The 17,129-nt window shown below is 42.9% G+C and carries 14 protein-coding genes, 11 tRNA genes and 3 rRNA genes; 1 reads left to right on the top strand and 27 read right to left on the bottom strand.

Going from position 1 to position 17,129, the window contains the following annotated elements; translation table 11 throughout:
- The first annotated feature begins 65 nt into the window (after positions 1 to 65).
- Positions 66 to 1,028 carry an asparaginase gene (locus AT689_RS04030; RefSeq protein WP_001124781.1) on the top strand — a complete coding sequence of 321 codons (963 nt, stop codon included), beginning with the start codon at positions 66 to 68 and terminating at the stop codon, positions 1,026 to 1,028.
- On the opposite strand, the gene AT689_RS04025 is transcribed toward AT689_RS04030, so the two are convergent.
- The 27 genes from AT689_RS04025 to pbp2a form a co-directional block, all read right to left on the bottom strand.
- Complete coding sequence (locus AT689_RS04025; RefSeq protein WP_001092050.1) at positions 1,025 to 1,396, bottom strand: hypothetical protein; 372 nt, start codon at positions 1,394 to 1,396, stop codon at positions 1,025 to 1,027. The two genes, AT689_RS04030 and AT689_RS04025, sit on opposite strands and share 4 nt — an antisense overlap.
- Before the next feature lie 63 nt (positions 1,397 to 1,459).
- A complete protein-coding gene (gene ccpA / locus AT689_RS04020) occupies positions 1,460 to 2,470 on the bottom strand; it encodes a catabolite control protein A (RefSeq protein WP_000990607.1) in 1,011 nt (336 codons plus the stop codon).
- A 424-nt stretch (positions 2,471 to 2,894) separates the two neighbouring features.
- Positions 2,895 to 3,494, bottom strand: a complete 600-nt coding sequence (locus AT689_RS04015; protein WP_000866729.1) for a response regulator transcription factor — start codon at positions 3,492 to 3,494, stop codon at positions 2,895 to 2,897.
- 1 nt (position 3,495) lies between these two features.
- Positions 3,496 to 4,593 (bottom strand): sensor histidine kinase, encoded by a 1,098-nt coding sequence (locus tag AT689_RS04010; protein ID WP_000893532.1) that lies wholly within the window; start codon positions 4,591 to 4,593, stop codon positions 3,496 to 3,498.
- On the bottom strand, positions 4,593 to 5,330 hold the full coding sequence (locus AT689_RS04005; RefSeq protein WP_000832837.1) for an ABC transporter permease: 738 nt from the start codon (positions 5,328 to 5,330) through the stop codon (positions 4,593 to 4,595). The genes AT689_RS04010 and AT689_RS04005 overlap by 1 nt, the downstream gene beginning before the upstream one ends.
- 1 nt (position 5,331) lies before the next feature.
- Entirely contained in the window at positions 5,332 to 6,216 is an 885-nt protein-coding gene (locus tag AT689_RS04000; protein ID WP_000219356.1) for an ABC transporter ATP-binding protein, read from the bottom strand.
- The gene (locus AT689_RS03995) at positions 6,203 to 6,397 is read right to left on the bottom strand and encodes a hypothetical protein (protein ID WP_000820179.1); all 195 of its coding nucleotides are present in this window, start codon (positions 6,395 to 6,397) and stop codon (positions 6,203 to 6,205) included. The genes AT689_RS04000 and AT689_RS03995 overlap by 14 nt, the downstream gene beginning before the upstream one ends.
- Complete coding sequence (locus tag AT689_RS03990) at positions 6,394 to 6,600, bottom strand: hypothetical protein (protein ID WP_000503437.1); 207 nt, start codon at positions 6,598 to 6,600, stop codon at positions 6,394 to 6,396. Before AT689_RS03990 ends, AT689_RS03995 begins: the two co-directional genes overlap by 4 nt.
- Positions 6,601 to 7,188: 588 nt before the next feature.
- Positions 7,189 to 7,262, bottom strand: a tRNA-Pro gene (locus AT689_RS03985).
- 15 nt (positions 7,263 to 7,277) lie between these two features.
- Positions 7,278 to 7,351, bottom strand: a tRNA-Arg gene (locus AT689_RS03980).
- Positions 7,352 to 7,360: 9 nt separating this feature from the next.
- A tRNA-Leu gene (locus AT689_RS03975) sits at positions 7,361 to 7,446 on the bottom strand.
- Positions 7,447 to 7,453: 7 nt separating this feature from the next.
- Positions 7,454 to 7,525: transfer RNA gene (locus AT689_RS03970), tRNA-Gly, on the bottom strand.
- A gap of 22 nt (positions 7,526 to 7,547) precedes the next feature.
- Positions 7,548 to 7,620: transfer RNA gene (locus AT689_RS03965), tRNA-Thr, on the bottom strand.
- Positions 7,621 to 7,638: 18 nt separating this feature from the next.
- A tRNA-Leu gene (locus tag AT689_RS03960) sits at positions 7,639 to 7,720 on the bottom strand.
- A 5-nt stretch (positions 7,721 to 7,725) separates the two neighbouring features.
- Positions 7,726 to 7,798: transfer RNA gene (locus AT689_RS03955), tRNA-Lys, on the bottom strand.
- A gap of 24 nt (positions 7,799 to 7,822) precedes the next feature.
- Positions 7,823 to 7,895: transfer RNA gene (locus tag AT689_RS03950), tRNA-Asp, on the bottom strand.
- A gap of 2 nt (positions 7,896 to 7,897) precedes the next feature.
- Positions 7,898 to 7,970: transfer RNA gene (locus AT689_RS03945), tRNA-Val, on the bottom strand.
- A gap of 4 nt (positions 7,971 to 7,974) precedes the next feature.
- Positions 7,975 to 8,090: ribosomal RNA gene (gene rrf / locus AT689_RS03940) — 5S ribosomal RNA — on the bottom strand.
- 76 nt (positions 8,091 to 8,166) lie between these two features.
- A 23S ribosomal RNA gene (locus tag AT689_RS03935) occupies positions 8,167 to 11,068 on the bottom strand.
- Positions 11,069 to 11,192: 124 nt separating this feature from the next.
- A tRNA-Ala gene (locus AT689_RS03930) sits at positions 11,193 to 11,265 on the bottom strand.
- A gap of 51 nt (positions 11,266 to 11,316) precedes the next feature.
- Positions 11,317 to 12,862 (bottom strand): 16S ribosomal RNA (locus AT689_RS03925).
- Together the 16S, 23S and 5S rRNA genes with 11 tRNA genes alongside form the textbook arrangement of a ribosomal RNA operon.
- A 252-nt stretch (positions 12,863 to 13,114) precedes the next feature.
- Positions 13,115 to 13,186, bottom strand: a tRNA-Glu gene (locus tag AT689_RS03920).
- 94 nt (positions 13,187 to 13,280) lie between these two features.
- On the bottom strand, positions 13,281 to 13,760 hold the full coding sequence (locus tag AT689_RS03915) for a sigma-70 RNA polymerase sigma factor region 4 domain-containing protein (protein WP_000588897.1): 480 nt from the start codon (positions 13,758 to 13,760) through the stop codon (positions 13,281 to 13,283).
- A 121-nt stretch (positions 13,761 to 13,881) separates the two neighbouring features.
- Positions 13,882 to 14,418, bottom strand: coding sequence for a transcription termination/antitermination protein NusG (gene nusG, locus AT689_RS03910; protein ID WP_000376736.1), 537 nt, complete (start codon positions 14,416 to 14,418; stop codon positions 13,882 to 13,884).
- Positions 14,419 to 14,472: 54 nt separating this feature from the next.
- Entirely contained in the window at positions 14,473 to 14,649 is a 177-nt protein-coding gene (secE, locus tag AT689_RS03905; protein WP_001210991.1) for a preprotein translocase subunit SecE, read from the bottom strand.
- Positions 14,650 to 14,658: 9 nt separating this feature from the next.
- A complete protein-coding gene (gene rpmG / locus AT689_RS03900; RefSeq protein ID WP_001809375.1) occupies positions 14,659 to 14,811 on the bottom strand; it encodes a 50S ribosomal protein L33 in 153 nt (50 codons plus the stop codon).
- 52 nt (positions 14,812 to 14,863) lie between these two features.
- Positions 14,864 to 17,059 carry a penicillin-binding protein PBP2A gene (gene pbp2a, locus AT689_RS03895; protein WP_000762631.1) on the bottom strand — a complete coding sequence of 732 codons (2,196 nt, stop codon included), beginning with the start codon at positions 17,057 to 17,059 and terminating at the stop codon, positions 14,864 to 14,866.
- Positions 17,060 to 17,129 lie beyond the last annotated feature (70 nt).

Raw genomic sequence — 17,129 nt, 5'->3', positions numbered from 1 at the left:
CCTATTCCAATCTCCCCTTTTGTGATACAATGATTATACCACATTTCAGAAAGAGTTAGTAAATCATGCCTAAGAAAATCCTTGTTTTACATACGGGTGGAACTATTTCCATGCAGGCCGATGCTTCTGGCGCTGTTGTGACGAGTTCAGATAATCCCATGAACCATGTGTCCAACCCACTTGAAGGAATCCAAGTCCACGCCTTGGACTTTTTTAACCTTCCAAGTCCCCATATCAAACCCAAACATATGCTGGTCCTCTACCAGAAAATTAAAGAGGAAGCAGATAACTACGATGGAGTGGTGATCACACACGGAACCGATACTTTAGAGGAAACAGCCTATTTCCTTGATACCATGGAAGTTCCCCATATGCCTATCGTTCTAACAGGAGCCATGCGTAGCTCCAATGAGCTCGGTAGTGATGGTGTTTATAATTACCTAAGTGCTTTACGAGTGGCCAGCGATGACAGGGCTGCTGACAAAGGAGTTTTGGTCGTTATGAACGATGAAATCCACGCTGCCAAGTATGTCACCAAAACACATACGACTAATGTCAGCACCTTCCAGACTCCAACACATGGCCCCCTCGGTCTCATCATGAAACAGGAAATCCTCTACTTCAAAACAACTGAACCTCGTGTTCGCTTTGACCTTGATCACATACAAGGTTTAGTCCCTATCATCTCGGCTTATGCTGGTATGACAGATGAGCTGATTGATATGCTGGATTTAGAACACTTGGACGGTTTGATTATCCAAGCCTTCGGAGCTGGTAATATTCCCAAAGAAACGGCTCAAAAATTAGAAAGCCTTCTGCAAAAAGGAATCCCAGTCGCTCTGGTATCACGATGCTTTAACGGTATTGCCGAGCCTGTTTATGCCTACCAGGGTGGGGGCGTACAGTTGCAAAAAGCAGGCGTTTTCTTTGTTAAAGAACTCAACGCCCAAAAAGCTCGCTTGAAACTCCTCATCGCCCTCAATGCCGGACTAACAGGACAGGCTTTGAAAGACTATATGGAAGGCTAATACTCTTCGAAAATCTCTGCAAACCACGTCAGCGTCGCCTTACCGTATGTATGGTTACTGACTTCGTCAGTTTCATCTACAACCTCAAAAACATGTTTTGAGCTGACTTCGTCAGTTTCATCCACAACCTCAAAAACATGTTTTGAGCTGACTTCGTCAGTTTCATCTGCAACCTCAAAGCAGTGCTTTGAGCTGACTTCGTCAGTTTCATCTGCAACCTCAAAGCAGTGCTTTGAGCTGACTTCGTTAGTTTCATCTACAACCTCAAAAACATGTTTTGAGCTGACTTCGTCAGTTCTATCTACAACCTCAAAACAGTGTGTTGCGCAGCCTTTAACCAGCCGCCTAGTCCGCTCTATGGTATTCATTAAGTCAACATCTCTTGTTTAAGAGCACAAAATCAGGAAATCTTCTCGATTCCCTGATTTTTTCTATTTACGTTTTCGTGTTGAGCTACGTTCTGTCAAACCATGAGGTAAGAGAACTTCACGTTCTTCCAACTCTTCCTTATGCATAATCTTGGTCAACATACGCATACTAATAGCACCAAGGTCATAAAGAGGTTGGGCAATCGTTGTCAAGTTTGGACGGGTAAAGCGTGAGATTTGTGAATCATCACTAGTAATAATTTCAAAATCTTCTGGCACAGAAACACCTTTATCAGCCAAACCGTTCAAGACTCCTGCTGCCAACTCATCACCTGTCACAACTGCTGCAGTTGCATTTGATGAAATCAAACGCTCTGCTAAGGCGTAACCATCATCATAGCTATATTTAGATTCAAATACCAAACCCTCACTATAAGTGATTCCTGCTTTTTTCAAGGTTTCCTTGTAGCCAACTAAACGAACCTTACCATTGATGTCATCCACTAGCGGACCGCTAACGAAAGCAATACGCTCATTTTCTTTAGCAAGGTAACTCACTGCATCAATTGTTGCTTGCTTATAGTCAATATTGACACTTGGCAACTGGTGCTCAACATCGACAGTTCCTGCGAGAACAATCGGAGTACGTGAGCGCGAAAATTCTGAGCGAATTTTATCTGTCAAGTGATAACCCATATAGATAATGCCATCTACCTGCTTTGAAAAGAGGGTATTGACAACAGAAACTTCTTTCTCGTTATCTTCATCGCTATTAGCTAGGACAATATTGTACTTGTACATTTCTGCAATATCATCAATCCCCTTAGCCAAACTCGAAAAATAACCATTGGTAATATTTGGAATCACGACACCGACAGTGGTTGTCTTTTTACTTGCAAGACCACGCGCAACTGCATTTGGACGATAATCCAAACGATCAATTACCTCTAGCACTTTTTTACGGGTATTCTCTTTTACATTTTTATTGCCATTGACCACACGGCTGACCGTCGCCATGGAAACACCTGCTTCACGAGCGACATCATAAATGGTTACTGTATCATCTGCATTCATTCCTTTTCCTGTCCTTTCTATCTCACATATTCTTTTACAAGTAGAGGTGCTGATTGAAGCTCTATATCTACTTACAAAAGTGAAGATGTGAAAATTTCGTTTTCATATTTCTACTTATTCCATTCTATCACTAATTGTAAACACTTTCAAGTGTTTTTTGAAGATTGATTGAAAAAATTTCATAGAAAACCTAGGTTTAGCTCCTTGCTACCACCTTAGACTAAACAAAAAGGAGGAAACTAAGCCCTCCTAAAGTTATAGTAAAATGAAATAAGAACAGGATAAATCGATCAGGACAGTCAAATCGATTTCTAACAATGTTTTAGAAGTAGAGGTGTACTATTCTAGTTTCAATCTACTATAGGTATTGTTCCATTCACTACCGTCAATTTTAGCACATAGTCTTCATGAAAATATTATATCATCATAACCAACCAGATTCTTTTGCGATATTAGCTGCCTCTGTTCGATTACCAGCATCCAGTTTTGAAAGAATATTGGTGACATAGTTTCGAATAGTTCCGTTTGAGAGGTAAAGCTGATCTGCGATTTCTTGGTTGGATAAGCCCCGGGCGATTCCCTTTAAGACAGCAATCTCTTGTTCTGTCAACGGATTGGGACGGGTCATCACCACTTCCATCAATTCAGGCGAATACTCCTTGCGTCCTTCGAGGACGGTGTGCAAGGTTTGCATGAGGTCTGCAATGCTTCGTTCCTTTAATACATAAGCATCCACTCCAGCCTTGACCGCACGTTCAAAATACCCAGCACGCTTGAAGGTCGTCACCACAACCACCTTTGTTTCAAGCCTTTCTGATCGTATCCACTCCAAGACTTCAAGACCTGTCTTAACAGGCATTTCTACGTCAAGGATGGTGATATCTACAGACTCCTTTTCTAATAGTTGGATTGCTTCTTGCCCATTCTTGGCTTGAAGGACAGACTCCACATCTGGTTGAAGCGTGAGCAATTGACACATGGCATCTCGCAACATACTTTGATCTTCTGCGACTAATACTTTCATCTTAGTTTCTCTCCTTATAAGGTAGTCGAACTTGCACTTCCGTTGGATGTTTCTGACTGATTACACTTACTTCTCCTGAAAATGGAAAAACACGATCTCGGACTGTATGGAGCTCATCTCCTTTTAGAAAAGCAAAGCCGCAGCCATCATCACTTACTGTTAAAATGAGTTCCTTCTCTGTCCGTTCTAATTTTAAGTAAGCTTTAGACGCTTTGGCATGTTTGATGATATTGGTCACCAACTCAAGCAAAATCATAGAAGCCATTGACTCCAATTCTTGAGTAAGGCTAGCAGTATCTAGTTGGTTATCCGTTTCCACCTCAATTCCAGCAATTTCTAACATCTTTTTCACAGTCTCTAGTTCGGATGTCAAAGTTCTAGACTTAAGATTTTCCACAATGGTTCGAACTTCACGCATTGATTCTTTGCTAATTTGCTGTATTTCTCTTAATTCCTTTTCCACTTGTGGATAAGCCTGCATTTGAAATAGCTGCAAGGCTAGATCTGTCTTGACACTAAGCATAGCAAAGGTATGTCCCAGACTATCATGCAAATCCTGACCGATACGATTGCGCTCATTTTCTGCTAGCAATAGATTTATCTGGGTATTTTGCTTGACCTGAGCTTCTTTCAAATCCTCGACAAGGCGAATTCGAACCGAGCCCAAAGTCATCAAATCGACAAAAGTAAGAATTACAAGCATATAGACTAGAAACTCAACTTCGATTCTCTGAAAAATCAAAAGTCGCCCCACAACAAGGACTTGAGCAAGGAGAAATGTCCATACATGTAAAGACTTTAAACTACGTACGCCAAAATGATAAATTAAGAGATTGGAAAGGAAAAAGAAAAACCAGATATAATTCCCAGCAACAAAGGCGGTATTCCCAGCTACATAGACCAGCATGAGCCCCCAGAAAAGCCAAGATAGGCGCTGGTTCTTAGTTATTAAAACACCCAAATACGTCACTACAAATAGAATATCAACCAATAAATGCCAAGCAGGAAGCTCCCCAATCACTACAGGTAGGATGGGAAAAAGCATAAAAATCAAACTGGCCCAAAACATATAGTGTATGCTTTTCAGTCTTTCAAGCATTAAGCATTCTCCTTATGACCTTGAAGGTAAATAGTCAAACCAAATAAAACTGCTGAAAAAACAAGTAAATAAACTGTGGCTGATAGATTGATGCCACCCTCGTTTAAGAAGGTCTTGAGCAACTCCATCAATTGATAGGTCGGGAGACACTTACCAACTGCTTGCATCCAGTCTGGAAATAAAGAAATGGGCATCCAGAGTCCGCCTAAAACAGCCAATCCTAGATAAAGAAGATTGCCCACAACAGACATCAGCTGACTAGTTGGTAAGAGAGTCAAGGTCAAGCCAAGTGCTACAAAAGCAATACTCCCCACAATCAGCAAAATCGCAGCTCCAACCCATTTTACTAGAGGCATGTCTACACCTCTTACAAAATGTCCAACTGTAAAAACAACCAGAATTGAGACCAAATAATCAACCAGCATACTTGTTATCTTTGATAGATAATATTCTACCATATTTACAGGGCTATGACGCAATGTTTTCTGCCAGTTGTTCATCTTATCGGTATGTAAAACAGCTGGAAATGAGAGGATAGTTGTCGACATCATGGAAAAGGCAGTCATGGAGATGAGGTAATCACGCATAAAATTCGCGAGTTCACCTGGTGTGTCCTGATAGATACCAGAAAAAAATAAATAGAAAGCCGTCGGCATCCCTACCGACAATAGATAATAGATTAATTGTCGTTTGGTCAATAAAAATTCTATCTTACTAAGTGCTATCCATCGTTTCATCTTAGTTATCTCCCTTCTGCGTCTCTTCAAAGATTGTATTCAACAAACTACGATTATTAACTTCGATTTCTTGCATCCTACATCCTGCTTGAGCTAATAGTTCCCAGAAAGCATCTGCTTCTCGAGTGACTACTTGTAAAGAATCTTGCTTTAGGGTCCAGTTTTCAACCAAATTTGACTGCTCTACGACTTCCTTGTAAGCTATAGGAAGGATAAAGTGCTTTTCTATTTCCTCGCTACGCATAGCTAGAGGCGTCGTATCTCGAATCAACTCTCCCTTATTTAAGAGCAAAATGCGGTCTGCAGTGTGTTCCACTTCCTCAATATAATGGGACGAATAGAGAATGGTGACTCCTTGCGCTTTTAACTCCTGGACAATTTCCCAAAAACGTTGACGAGTTGAGGTATCCATGGACGCAGTAGGCTCATCTAAAAAAACAATCTTTGGTCGCCCAATTAAGGTCAAGACGAAAGAAAAGAGACGCTTTTGACCGCCTGATAATTTTTCTGCCAACTGTTCTTTTTGTTGCTTGACAAACTGCAATAGTTGATCAATTTCCTGATTGCTCAAAGGATTTGGATAGATACGTTGAAAGAAAGCAATCAACTCTTTAACTTTTAATTTCTGAACGATTACATTTTCTTGAGGGAGGTAAGCCCTAGTATAGTCTAACTTAGAACTCGTCACTGGTAAACCTTGAATAGATACTTGACCGCTTGTGACCAGTTTATCTCCAAGCAAACAATCTAAGAGTGTTGTCTTTCCGGCACCATTTGGACCAATTAAGGCAACACATTCACCATCGTTGATTTCAAAGGAGATGTTCCGCAAAATTTCCTTGTCTTTTATTTTCTTACTCAATTTCTCAACTTTAACCACCGTCATGAGACTCTCCTTTCAACCACTCCATTCCCATAGGGAAAACGACGAAAATCATAAATCCAAACTCCAAAGCACCACGAATGAATTGGCAAAGCAAGGCTTGATCAAACCAATCAGTAAACATTTCCACTAACCATACCAAGAGTGACAGGCCGATAAAGAAATAGATGATCCCTCTCTTCATTCTTCAAACTCCTTTTTCACATCTCTGACTAATTTCAAACCTTCTCTAACAAGCCAAGACATGATTCCAAAGCCAGCAAAGACCTTCCAAGGAAAATGGTAGAAATCCTCATCCAATCCCGAAAACATGAGATAGGTCATAACTCCTGCTACTACTAAACTCATTGCAATAATCATTTTATTTCTCATCTCTTCTTCCCCCATTTCATACTACAATTATAGTCTTTTAAAATCAGAGGAGGCAGAAGCTTCTGTCACTAGAAAATATGACAAATGTCATAAAAAATTCTGTTCAAAACAAGCAAGATACATTATACAATAAAACACAATCAGAAAAATCTAAGGCAACTTCCTCAAAAGAGATATCAAACTCAATTCACACCATAATGTAAACTAATACTTATTTAAAATCAAAAAGAGTAGAAATTTTTATCAGACAAACACATATATAGTGTATTGAATCTATAACAGTAGGCCTTAAATACTAAAATATTTCTATAAATTAATTTAACTTTCCTGATAGAGCTGTTCATATCTTATTTCAATTCTCTATATTATACGTTGAACAAAACCCTTCTATTGCTTTCTTAAAAATTTATAAGAGTTATAAAATCTGTTAAATTTCAATGTGTATACCTAAACTACGGTATTTATTGAAAAGACTGGAGACAAAAAGTATACGCTGCCAAAATGAATTACTGAAAATCAAAAAAGAGAGAACCAAACTGATTCCCTCTTAATGTATATAATATCTAGTTTTAAAAATACACACTCACATATCTCTGTAATGAATCGGGAAGACAGGATTCGAACCTGCGACACCTTGGTCCCAAACCAAGTACTCTACCAAGCTGAGCTACTTCCCGAGTTAAATAGAAAAATGCACCCTAGAGGAGTCGAACCTCTAACCGCCTGATTCGTAGTCAGGTACTCTATCCAGTTGAGCTAAGGGTGCTCCATATTATGCCGAGGACCGGAATCGAACCGGTACGATCGTTACCAATCGCAGGATTTTAAGTCCTGTGCGTCTGCCAGTTCCGCCACCCCGGCCTCTCTAAGCGAACGACGGGATTCGAACCCGCGACCCCCACCTTGGCAAGGTGGTGTTCTACCACTGAACTACGTTCGCACTGTTTTCTTCTATCTAAAAATGCCGGCTACATGACTTGAACACGCGACCCTCTGATTACAAATCAGATGCTCTACCAACTGAGCTAAGCCGGCTCATTTGTTATATCTTAATGCGGGTTAAGGGACTTGAACCCCCACGCCGTTAAGCGCCAGATCCTAAATCTGGTGCGTCTGCCAATTCCGCCAAACCCGCATATATGACCCGTACTGGGCTCGAACCAGTGACCCATTGATTAAAAGTCAATTGCTCTACCAACTGAGCTAACGAGTCTAAAATAACTTGCGTTACCTTAAACGGTCCCGACGGGAATCGAACCCGCGATCTTCGCCGTGACAGGGCGACGTGATAACCGCTACACTACGGGACCTTTGGGAGTTAACGGGATCGAACCGCTGACCCTCTGCTTGTAAGGCAGATGCTCTCCCAGCTGAGCTAAACTCCCTAGAGCTAAGCGACTTCCCTATCTCACAGGGGGCAACCCCCAACTACTTCCGGCGTTCTAGGGCTTAACTTCTGTGTTCGGTATGGGTACAGGTGTATCTCCTAGGCTATCGTCACTTAACTCTGAGTAATACCTACTCAAAATTGAATATCTATTCAATTCAAGAAAACCGTTCGCTTTCATATTCTCAGTTACTTTGGATAAGTCCTCGAGCTATTAGTATTAGTCCGCTACATGTGTCGCCACACTTCCACTTCTAACCTATCTACCTGATCATCTCTCAGGGCTCTTACTGATATATAATCATGGGAAATCTCATCTTGAGGTGGGTTTCACACTTAGATGCTTTCAGCGTTTATCCCTTCCCTACATAGCTACCCAGCGATGCCTTTGGCAAGACAACTGGTACACCAGCGGTAAGTCCACTCTGGTCCTCTCGTACTAGGAGCAGATCCTCTCAAATTTCCTACGCCCGCGACGGATAGGGACCGAACTGTCTCACGACGTTCTGAACCCAGCTCGCGTGCCGCTTTAATGGGCGAACAGCCCAACCCTTGGGACCGACTACAGCCCCAGGATGCGACGAGCCGACATCGAGGTGCCAAACCTCCCCGTCGATGTGAACTCTTGGGGGAGATAAGCCTGTTATCCCCAGGGTAGCTTTTATCCGTTGAGCGATGGCCCTTCCATACGGAACCACCGGATCACTAAGCCCGACTTTCGTCCCTGCTCGAGTTGTAGCTCTCGCAGTCAAGCTCCCTTATACCTTTACACTCTGCGAATGATTTCCAACCATTCTGAGGGAACCTTTGGGCGCCTCCGTTACCTTTTAGGAGGCGACCGCCCCAGTCAAACTGCCCGTCAGACACTGTCTCCGATAGGGATCACCTATCTGGGTTAGAGTGGCCATAACACAAGGGTAGTATCCCAACAGCGTCTCCTTCGAAACTGGCGTCCCGATCTCTTAGACTCCTACCTATCCTGTACATGTGGTACAGACACTCAATATCAAACTGCAGTAAAGCTCCATGGGGTCTTTCCGTCCTGTCGCGGGTAACCTGCATCTTCACAGGTACTAAAATTTCACCGAGTCTCTCGTTGAGACAGTGCCCAAATCATTACGCCTTTCGTGCGGGTCGGAACTTACCCGACAAGGAATTTCGCTACCTTAGGACCGTTATAGTTACGGCCGCCGTTTACTGGGGCTTCAATTCATACCTTCGCTTACGCTAAGCACTCCTCTTAACCTTCCAGCACCGGGCAGGCGTCACCCCCTATACATCATCTTACGATTTAGCAGAGAGCTGTGTTTTTGATAAACAGTTGCTTGGGCCTATTCACTGCGGCTGACTTTAAGTCAGCACCCCTTCTCCCGAAGTTACGGGGTCATTTTGCCGAGTTCCTTAACGAGAGTTCTCTCGCTCACCTGAGGCTACTCGCCTCGACTACCTGTGTCGGTTTGCGGTACGGGTAGAGTATGTTTAAACGCTAGAAGCTTTTCTTGGCAGTGTGACGTCACTAACTTCGCTACTAAACTTCGCTCCCCATCACAGCTCAATGTTATAGAATTAAGCATTTGACTCAATTCACACCTCACTGCTTAGACAGACTCTTCCAATCGTCTGCTTTAGTTAGCCTACTGCGTCCCTCCATCACTACATACTCTAGTACAGGAATATCAACCTGTTGTCCATCGGATACACCTTTCGGTCTCTCCTTAGGTCCCGACTAACCCAGGGCGGACGAGCCTTCCCCTGGAAACCTTAGTCTTACGGTGGACAGGATTCTCACCTGTCTTTCGCTACTCATACCGGCATTCTCACTTCTATGCGTTCCAGCACTCCTCACGGTATACCTTCATCACACATAGAACGCTCTCCTACCATACCTATAAAGGTATCCACAGCTTCGGTAAATTGTTTTAGCCCCGGTACATTTTCGGCGCAGGGTCACTCGACTAGTGAGCTATTACGCACTCTTTGAATGAATAGCTGCTTCTAAGCTAACATCCTAGTTGTCTGTGCAACCCCACATCCTTTTCCACTTAACAATTATTTTGGGACCTTAGCTGGTGGTCTGGGCTGTTTCCCTTTCGACTACGGATCTTAGCACTCGCAGTCTGACTGCCGACCATAATTCATTGGCATTCGGAGTTTATCTGAGATTGGTAATCCGGGATGGACCCCTCACCCAAACAGTGCTCTACCTCCAAGAATCTCTAATGTCGACGCTAGCCCTAAAGCTATTTCGGAGAGAACCAGCTATCTCCAAGTTCGTTTGGAATTTCTCCGCTACCCACAAGTCATCCAAGCACTTTTCAACGTGCCCTGGTTCGGTCCTCCAGTGCGTCTTACCGCACCTTCAACCTGCTCATGGGTAGGTCACATGGTTTCGGGTCTACGTCATGATACTAAGGCGCCCTATTCAGACTCGGTTTCCCTACGGCTCCGTCTCTTCAACTTAACCTCGCATCATAACGTAACTCGCCGGTTCATTCTACAAAAGGCACGCTCTCACCCATTAACGGGCTCGAACTTGTTGTAGGCACACGGTTTCAGGTTCTATTTCACTCCCCTCCCGGGGTGCTTTTCACCTTTCCCTCACGGTACTGGTTCACTATCGGTCACTAGGGAGTATTTAGGGTTGGGAGATGGTCCTCCCAGATTCCGACGGGATTTCACGTGTCCCGCCGTACTCAGGATACTGCTAGGTACAAAGACTATTTTAAATACGAGGCTATTACTCTCTTTGGCTGATCTTCCCAAATCATTCTTCTATAATCTTTGAGTCCACATTGCAGTCCTACAACCCCGAAGAGTAAACTCTTCGGTTTGCCCTTCTGCCGTTTCGCTCGCCGCTACTAAGGCAATCGCTTTTGCTTTCTCTTCCTGCAGCTACTTAGATGTTTCAGTTCACTGCGTCTTCCTCCTCACATCCTTAACAGATGTGGGTAACAGGTATTACCTGTTGGGTTCCCCCATTCGGAAATCCATGGATCATCGCTTACTTACAGCTACCCAAGGCATATCGTCGTTTGTCACGTCCTTCGTCGGCTCCTAGTGCCAAGGCATCCACCGTGCGCCCTTATTAACTTAACCTTATTTTCTGACCTTTCAGTCATAAACTCTTATTAATACTACAGCGTTTTCGGTTTATTTTCTTGTTACTATTTGATATAGATATTCAATTTTCAATGTGCATTACTTGGTGATCTCTCACCAATGGAGCCTAGCGGGATCGAACCGCTGACCTCCTGCGTGCAAAGCAGGCGCTCTCCCAGCTGAGCTAAGGCCCCACAAGACCTCTCAAGACTAAACAAGACCAATGCGCAGTTCCTTATCCTTAGAAAGGAGGTGATCCAGCCGCACCTTCCGATACGGCTACCTTGTTACGACTTCACCCCAATCATCTATCCCACCTTAGGCGGCTGGCTCCTTACGGTTACCTCACCGACTTCGGGTGTTACAAACTCTCGTGGTGTGACGGGCGGTGTGTACAAGGCCCGGGAACGTATTCACCGCGGCGTGCTGATCCGCGATTACTAGCGATTCCGACTTCATGTAGGCGAGTTGCAGCCTACAATCCGAACTGAGACTGGCTTTAAGAGATTAGCTTGCCGTCACCGGCTTGCGACTCGTTGTACCAGCCATTGTAGCACGTGTGTAGCCCAGGTCATAAGGGGCATGATGATTTGACGTCATCCCCACCTTCCTCCGGTTTATTACCGGCAGTCTCGCTAGAGTGCCCAACTAAATGATGGCAACTAACAATAGGGGTTGCGCTCGTTGCGGGACTTAACCCAACATCTCACGACACGAGCTGACGACAACCATGCACCACCTGTCACCTCTGTCCCGAAGGAAAACTCTATCTCTAGAGTCGTCAGAGGGATGTCAAGACCTGGTAAGGTTCTTCGCGTTGCTTCGAATTAAACCACATGCTCCACCGCTTGTGCGGGCCCCCGTCAATTCCTTTGAGTTTCAACCTTGCGGTCGTACTCCCCAGGCGGAGTGCTTAATGCGTTAGCTACGGCACTAAACCCCGGAAAGGGTCTAACACCTAGCACTCATCGTTTACAGCGTGGACTACCAGGGTATCTAATCCTGTTTGCTCCCCACGCTTTCGAGCCTCAGCGTCAGTTACAAGCCAGAGAGCCGCTTTCGCCACCGGTGTTCCTCCATATATCTACGCATTTCACCGCTACACATGGAATTCCACTCTCCCCTCTTGCACTCAAGTTAAACAGTTTCCAAAGCCTACTATGGTTAAGCCACAGCCTTTAACTTCAGACTTATCTAACCGCCTGCGCTCGCTTTACGCCCAATAAATCCGGACAACGCTCGGGACCTACGTATTACCGCGGCTGCTGGCACGTAGTTAGCCGTCCCTTTCTGGTAAGATACCGTCACAGTGTGAACTTTCCACTCTCACACTCGTTCTTCTCTTACAACAGAGCTTTACGATCCGAAAACCTTCTTCACTCACGCGGCGTTGCTCGGTCAGACTTCCGTCCATTGCCGAAGATTCCCTACTGCTGCCTCCCGTAGGAGTCTGGGCCGTGTCTCAGTCCCAGTGTGGCCGATCACCCTCTCAGGTCGGCTATGTATCGTCGCCTTGGTGAGCCGTTACCCCACCAACTAGCTAATACAACGCAGGTCCATCTGGTAGTGATGCAAGTGCACCTTTTAAGCAAATGTCATGCAACATCTACTCTTATGCGGTATTAGCTATCGTTTCCAATAGTTATCCCCCGCTACCAGGCAGGTTACCTACGCGTTACTCACCCGTTCGCAACTCATCCAGAGAAGCAAGCTCCTCCTTCAGCGTTCTACTTGCATGTATTAGGCACGCCGCCAGCGTTCGTCCTGAGCCAGGATCAAACTCTCATTAAAAGTTTGAGTTCTCACTCATTTCTGTCACTGACAGATTTATTGTTTTTTTCATTGTTCAGTACTACAACTTATGTTGTAGCGCCCTGCACATTGGTTCGTCTTGTTCAGTTTTCAAAGGTCTTTGTCACTCGCTTCTCTCAAGCGACAACTATATTAGTATATCACAGCCGCTTTCGCTTGTCAACACTTTTTTGAAGATTTTTAAGCTTTTTTAAACTTTTTTTCATCAAGTGTTCCAACCGCAACATACCATAGTCCGTACGGGATTCGAACCCGTGTTACCGCCGTGAAAAGGCGGTGTCTTAACCCCTTGACCAACGGACCTGAGTTGTTATTTTCAACTCTTACTATTATACAGTCTTTTCAAACTTTGTCAACTACTTTTTCTAATTTTTTTCATTTTTTTTTGCATGACTTACTAGTGGGTACGGATAGTAAACTCCTTAAACACAATGCGTAAGTCTCTTAATACTCTTTGACGCCCTCGAAATCGTTCATTGCTTAAGACGCGTTCTAGTTCTTCTTGTTTCTCTTTACTTTGTTTGTTTCTATAATCTCTTAGTGTTTCATGAAAGAGATAATAATCATCTAGCCAGAGACCCCCCTCACTTATACGATGACTGATCTCTCCCACTTCTTCATAGGGTTCTTTATCGTATCTACGCTTCTGACTTTCCTGCTTACGGATATAGTCTAAAATTCGATTTCGAAACTTGGTTTTGAAATATTTCCTTAAACGTGGAATATCGTCTACCAGTCCTTCTTCTCTACTAATCAATTCATGTAAGCAGAGCATGCCTTCTTGGTCCCAATCCGACAATTCCCATAAATGAAGGTAATATTCATTTCTACACTTATAAACAGTCCCTTGGACTTCTTCATACAATTCTTTAATCATAATTTTCCCCTTTCTAGATACAGTCTAACAGATTAGAAAACACATTTGTTCCATTTTCTCCATTCTGTTCCCTTTAGCTCCTAAACTGCACAAAAAAGAGAGGCTCCAGCCTCTCTCAGGATTATAATTCTGCGATTTGGTTTAGGTTTACTTCTGCAACTGTGTCATTACCAAACATAGAGATAATCATTTTCACTTTGTTATTATCAATTTCTGTAATCTTACCAGTGTAGTCTGCAAAAGCACCATCAATAATACGTACAGTTTGACCAATCTCAACATCGAAATCAAATTCTTGAACAGTTTGTCCCATAGATACCAAAATGTCACGAATTTCTTGTTCCAATAATGGAGTTGGTTTTGATCTGTTCCCGTGTGATCCGACAAATCCTGTAACATTTGGTGTGTTTCGAACAACAAACCAAGCTTCATCTGTCATGACCATTTCTACAAGAACATAACCTGGAAAGCGATTTTCTTCTACTTCTTTTCTCTTTCCATTTTTTTCAACTTGCACTGTTTGTGTTGGAATTTCAACGCGTAGAATATTATCCAACATATTGTAGGTTTGTGCACGTTGTAATAGATTTTCTTTCACCTTATTTTCATAACCAGAATAAGTTTGTAAAACAAACCATCCTTTATCAAAACTATCCATGATATTTCCTTTCATAAATAGAAGATTTCTAGTGTAATTAACTCCACTAATCTTCTAAAAAATGTTAATAAATCGAATCAAACCTGAAACAATCAACTGGTCAAAAATGTAAATAATTACTACAAAGAAAGCTGTGTATTCCATGATAGAACGAAAATCTCTCCAGCTTTCCTTGCGAGTTGGCCATGTTGTGTCTTTAAGAAGTCTAAAAATATCTCCAATAAAACGCATCGCTCTCTCCTATCTCGTTTCTCTGTGTGTAGTGTACTTGCCACAATGCTTACAAAATTTATTTACTTCTAGTCGTGTAGGCTTGGGGTTTCCGCTGATCTTGATTGAATAGTTTCTCGAACCACAAACCGCACAAGCTAGGCTTGCTTTTTTTAGTGCCATAACGCCTCCATCTTATCCATTATAACAAGAAAGCTAGGCTTTGACAAGCATCTTAGCGAAATAGATTGACTATCGAATCCCATATTGTTTGAGCCTTTTCCTTAATCTTCGCATCTGAGATAGCCCGGCTAGCCTCATCTACTAGACTTTGCGCACGCCCTCGAATATCAGACAAATTATCATCTGTCTGGCTATTATCATTGGTTTGTACTTGTCTTTTTGTATTGGCTGGTGCAATTCCATTTTGCTTATAAGCATTTTCAACCGTAAAGGTACTTCCTGGCGTATAAGGTAAAATGGTATTGGCAATGTTTCTAAAGACATGAGCTGCACCGTTTGAAGTAGAGCCAGCTAGATAGTGATTTTCATCAGTGGTCGGAAAGCCAAGCCAGTGGCTAATCACTACATCCGGAGTATAACCAATTACCCACTGGTCACTTGTGTACTCCGGATTGAAAACTGCTTCAGTTGTTCCAGTTTTCCCTGCCATGACATAGTCTGCAGGCGATGAACTAATACCGGTACCGTTGGTGAAAGTCCCCAACATCATACTGGTCATCTTGTCAGCTACAGACTTATCAATCACCCGTTTTTGTGAATTTTTATGATTCGCAATAACTTGTCCACTAGCATTTTCAATTCTACTAATAAAATGAGCTTCAGGCATTAAACCTTCATTTGCAAAGGCAGCGTATGCTTGAGCCATTTGAAGAGGGTTGGTTTCAACACCGCTTCCCAAGGCGACACCAAGAACACGGTCGACCTTTTCCATGTTGAGTCCGAATTTTTCGCCTGCCTCAAAAGCCTTGTCGACACCCAAATCATTAACAGTGGCAACAGCAGGTAGATTAAGCGATTCTGCCAAGGCTTGATACATAGGAACTTCTCGACTCGTTTTGATCCCTGCATAGTTATCAACCTTATAGCTGTCATACTGCATGGTATGGTTATCCAACTGCTTATTCAAAGCCCAGCCTGCTTCAACTGCTGGCGTATAAACAACTAAAGGCTTAATTGTAGAACCAGGACTACGCTTTGATTGGGTTGCATAGTTGAAATTCCGGAATCCAGTTTTATCATTGTCAGCAACTTGACCGACAACTCCACGAACTCCCCCTGTTTTCGGTTCGAGAGCTACACTTCCTGATTGAGCAGACGTTCCATCCTCTGCCCTCGGAAATAGCGATGTGTTTTCATAAACAATCTGCATATTTGCTTGGTAGTTTTGGTCCAGCTCTGTGTAAATGCGGTAGCCATTATTGACAATCTCTTCCTCTGTTAGATTATACTTGGAAACAGCTTCATTAACCACCGCATCAAAATAAGAGGGGTAACGGTAATCTGAGATTTTTCCTTCATACTTATCGTGCAATTGCGAAGTCATATCAACTTCAGCAGCTTCGGTTTCTTGGTTTTTATCAATATATCCTGCTGCAACCATATTCTGCAAGACAGTATCGCGCCGATTAGTAGAATATTCTACGGAATTCAAGGGATTATACAGTTCCGGCCCCTTGAGCATCCCTGCCAGAGTCGCAGCTTGATCCAGACTCACTTCTGATGCAGAAACTCCAAAGTATTTCTTACTCGCATCTTCTACACCCCACACACCATTTCCAAAATAAGCGTTGTTAAGGTACATGGTTAGAATTTGCTCCTTACTATATTTTTTGCTTAATTCTAAGGCAAGGAAAAATTCTTTCGCTTTTCTCTCAACAGTTTGATCTTGTGATAAATAGGCGTTTTTAGCCAGCTGTTGGGTAATGGTAGAGCCACCACCTGAACGTCCAGCAGTGACAATAGCCAAGAAGAAACGGCCATAGTTAATCCCGTCATTTTTATAGAAAGAACGGTCTTCTGTCGCAATAACAGCATTCTGCAAGTTTTTACTGATATCAGTCAGCTCAACATAGGTTCCCTTTTGACCAGACAAGGCACCAGCCTCTTTTTCTTCACGATCAAAAATAAGAGTCCGAGTTTTCAAGGCATTTTGCAAATCATTGACATTGGTCGACTTGGCTACAGCAAACAAATAGATTCCAACTAGCAAGCCTGCACTCAAACCTAGTATAAGGATAATCTTTGTTAGATGATAACGACGCCAGAATTTTCGAATCGGACCTACTTGGGCTAATTTTTTTCGATCACTACGAGAGCGACGTAAGATAGTAGAATCAGAGTCCTCTAGTTCACTTGTTTCTTTTTTAAAAAGAGAAAGAAATTTCTCAAATAATTTATCTAATTTCATGCGTTTATTTTATCATCTTCATCATAGGAAGACAAGAATTTAGCTATTTCCTATCCAAATAGGGCTTTTT

This window comes from Streptococcus pneumoniae (assembly GCF_001457635.1).
Classification (GTDB): Bacteria; Bacillota; Bacilli; order Lactobacillales; family Streptococcaceae; genus Streptococcus; species Streptococcus pneumoniae.
This window is presented reverse-complemented; position numbering and strand designations above follow the sequence as displayed.

Excerpts from the sequence above, each read along its gene's own strand:
- ccpA (WP_000990607.1), bottom strand. The coding sequence starts at position 2,470 with ATGAATGCAGATGATACAGTAACCATTTATGATGTCGCTCGTGAAGCA.
- AT689_RS03995 (WP_000820179.1), bottom strand. The coding sequence starts at position 6,397 with ATGAAGAGAGGGATCATCTATTTCTTTATCGGCCTGTCACTCTTGGTA.
- AT689_RS04015 (WP_000866729.1), bottom strand. The coding sequence starts at position 3,494 with ATGAAAGTATTAGTCGCAGAAGATCAAAGTATGTTGCGAGATGCCATG.
- AT689_RS04025 (WP_001092050.1), bottom strand. The coding sequence starts at position 1,396 with ATGAATACCATAGAGCGGACTAGGCGGCTGGTTAAAGGCTGCGCAACA.
- AT689_RS03915 (WP_000588897.1), bottom strand. The coding sequence starts at position 13,760 with ATGATTAAAGAATTGTATGAAGAAGTCCAAGGGACTGTTTATAAGTGT.
- rpmG (WP_001809375.1), bottom strand. The coding sequence starts at position 14,811 with ATGGCACTAAAAAAAGCAAGCCTAGCTTGTGCGGTTTGTGGTTCGAGA.
- AT689_RS04010 (WP_000893532.1), bottom strand. The coding sequence starts at position 4,593 with ATGCTTGAAAGACTGAAAAGCATACACTATATGTTTTGGGCCAGTTTG.
- AT689_RS04030 (WP_001124781.1), top strand. The coding sequence starts at position 66 with ATGCCTAAGAAAATCCTTGTTTTACATACGGGTGGAACTATTTCCATG.
- pbp2a (WP_000762631.1), bottom strand. The coding sequence starts at position 17,059 with ATGAAATTAGATAAATTATTTGAGAAATTTCTTTCTCTTTTTAAAAAA.
- secE (WP_001210991.1), bottom strand. The coding sequence starts at position 14,649 with ATGCGTTTTATTGGAGATATTTTTAGACTTCTTAAAGACACAACATGG.
- AT689_RS04005 (WP_000832837.1), bottom strand. The coding sequence starts at position 5,330 with ATGAAACGATGGATAGCACTTAGTAAGATAGAATTTTTATTGACCAAA.
- AT689_RS04000 (WP_000219356.1), bottom strand. The coding sequence starts at position 6,216 with ATGACGGTGGTTAAAGTTGAGAAATTGAGTAAGAAAATAAAAGACAAG.
- nusG (WP_000376736.1), bottom strand. The coding sequence starts at position 14,418 with ATGGATAGTTTTGATAAAGGATGGTTTGTTTTACAAACTTATTCTGGT.
- AT689_RS03990 (WP_000503437.1), bottom strand. The coding sequence starts at position 6,600 with ATGGGGGAAGAAGAGATGAGAAATAAAATGATTATTGCAATGAGTTTA.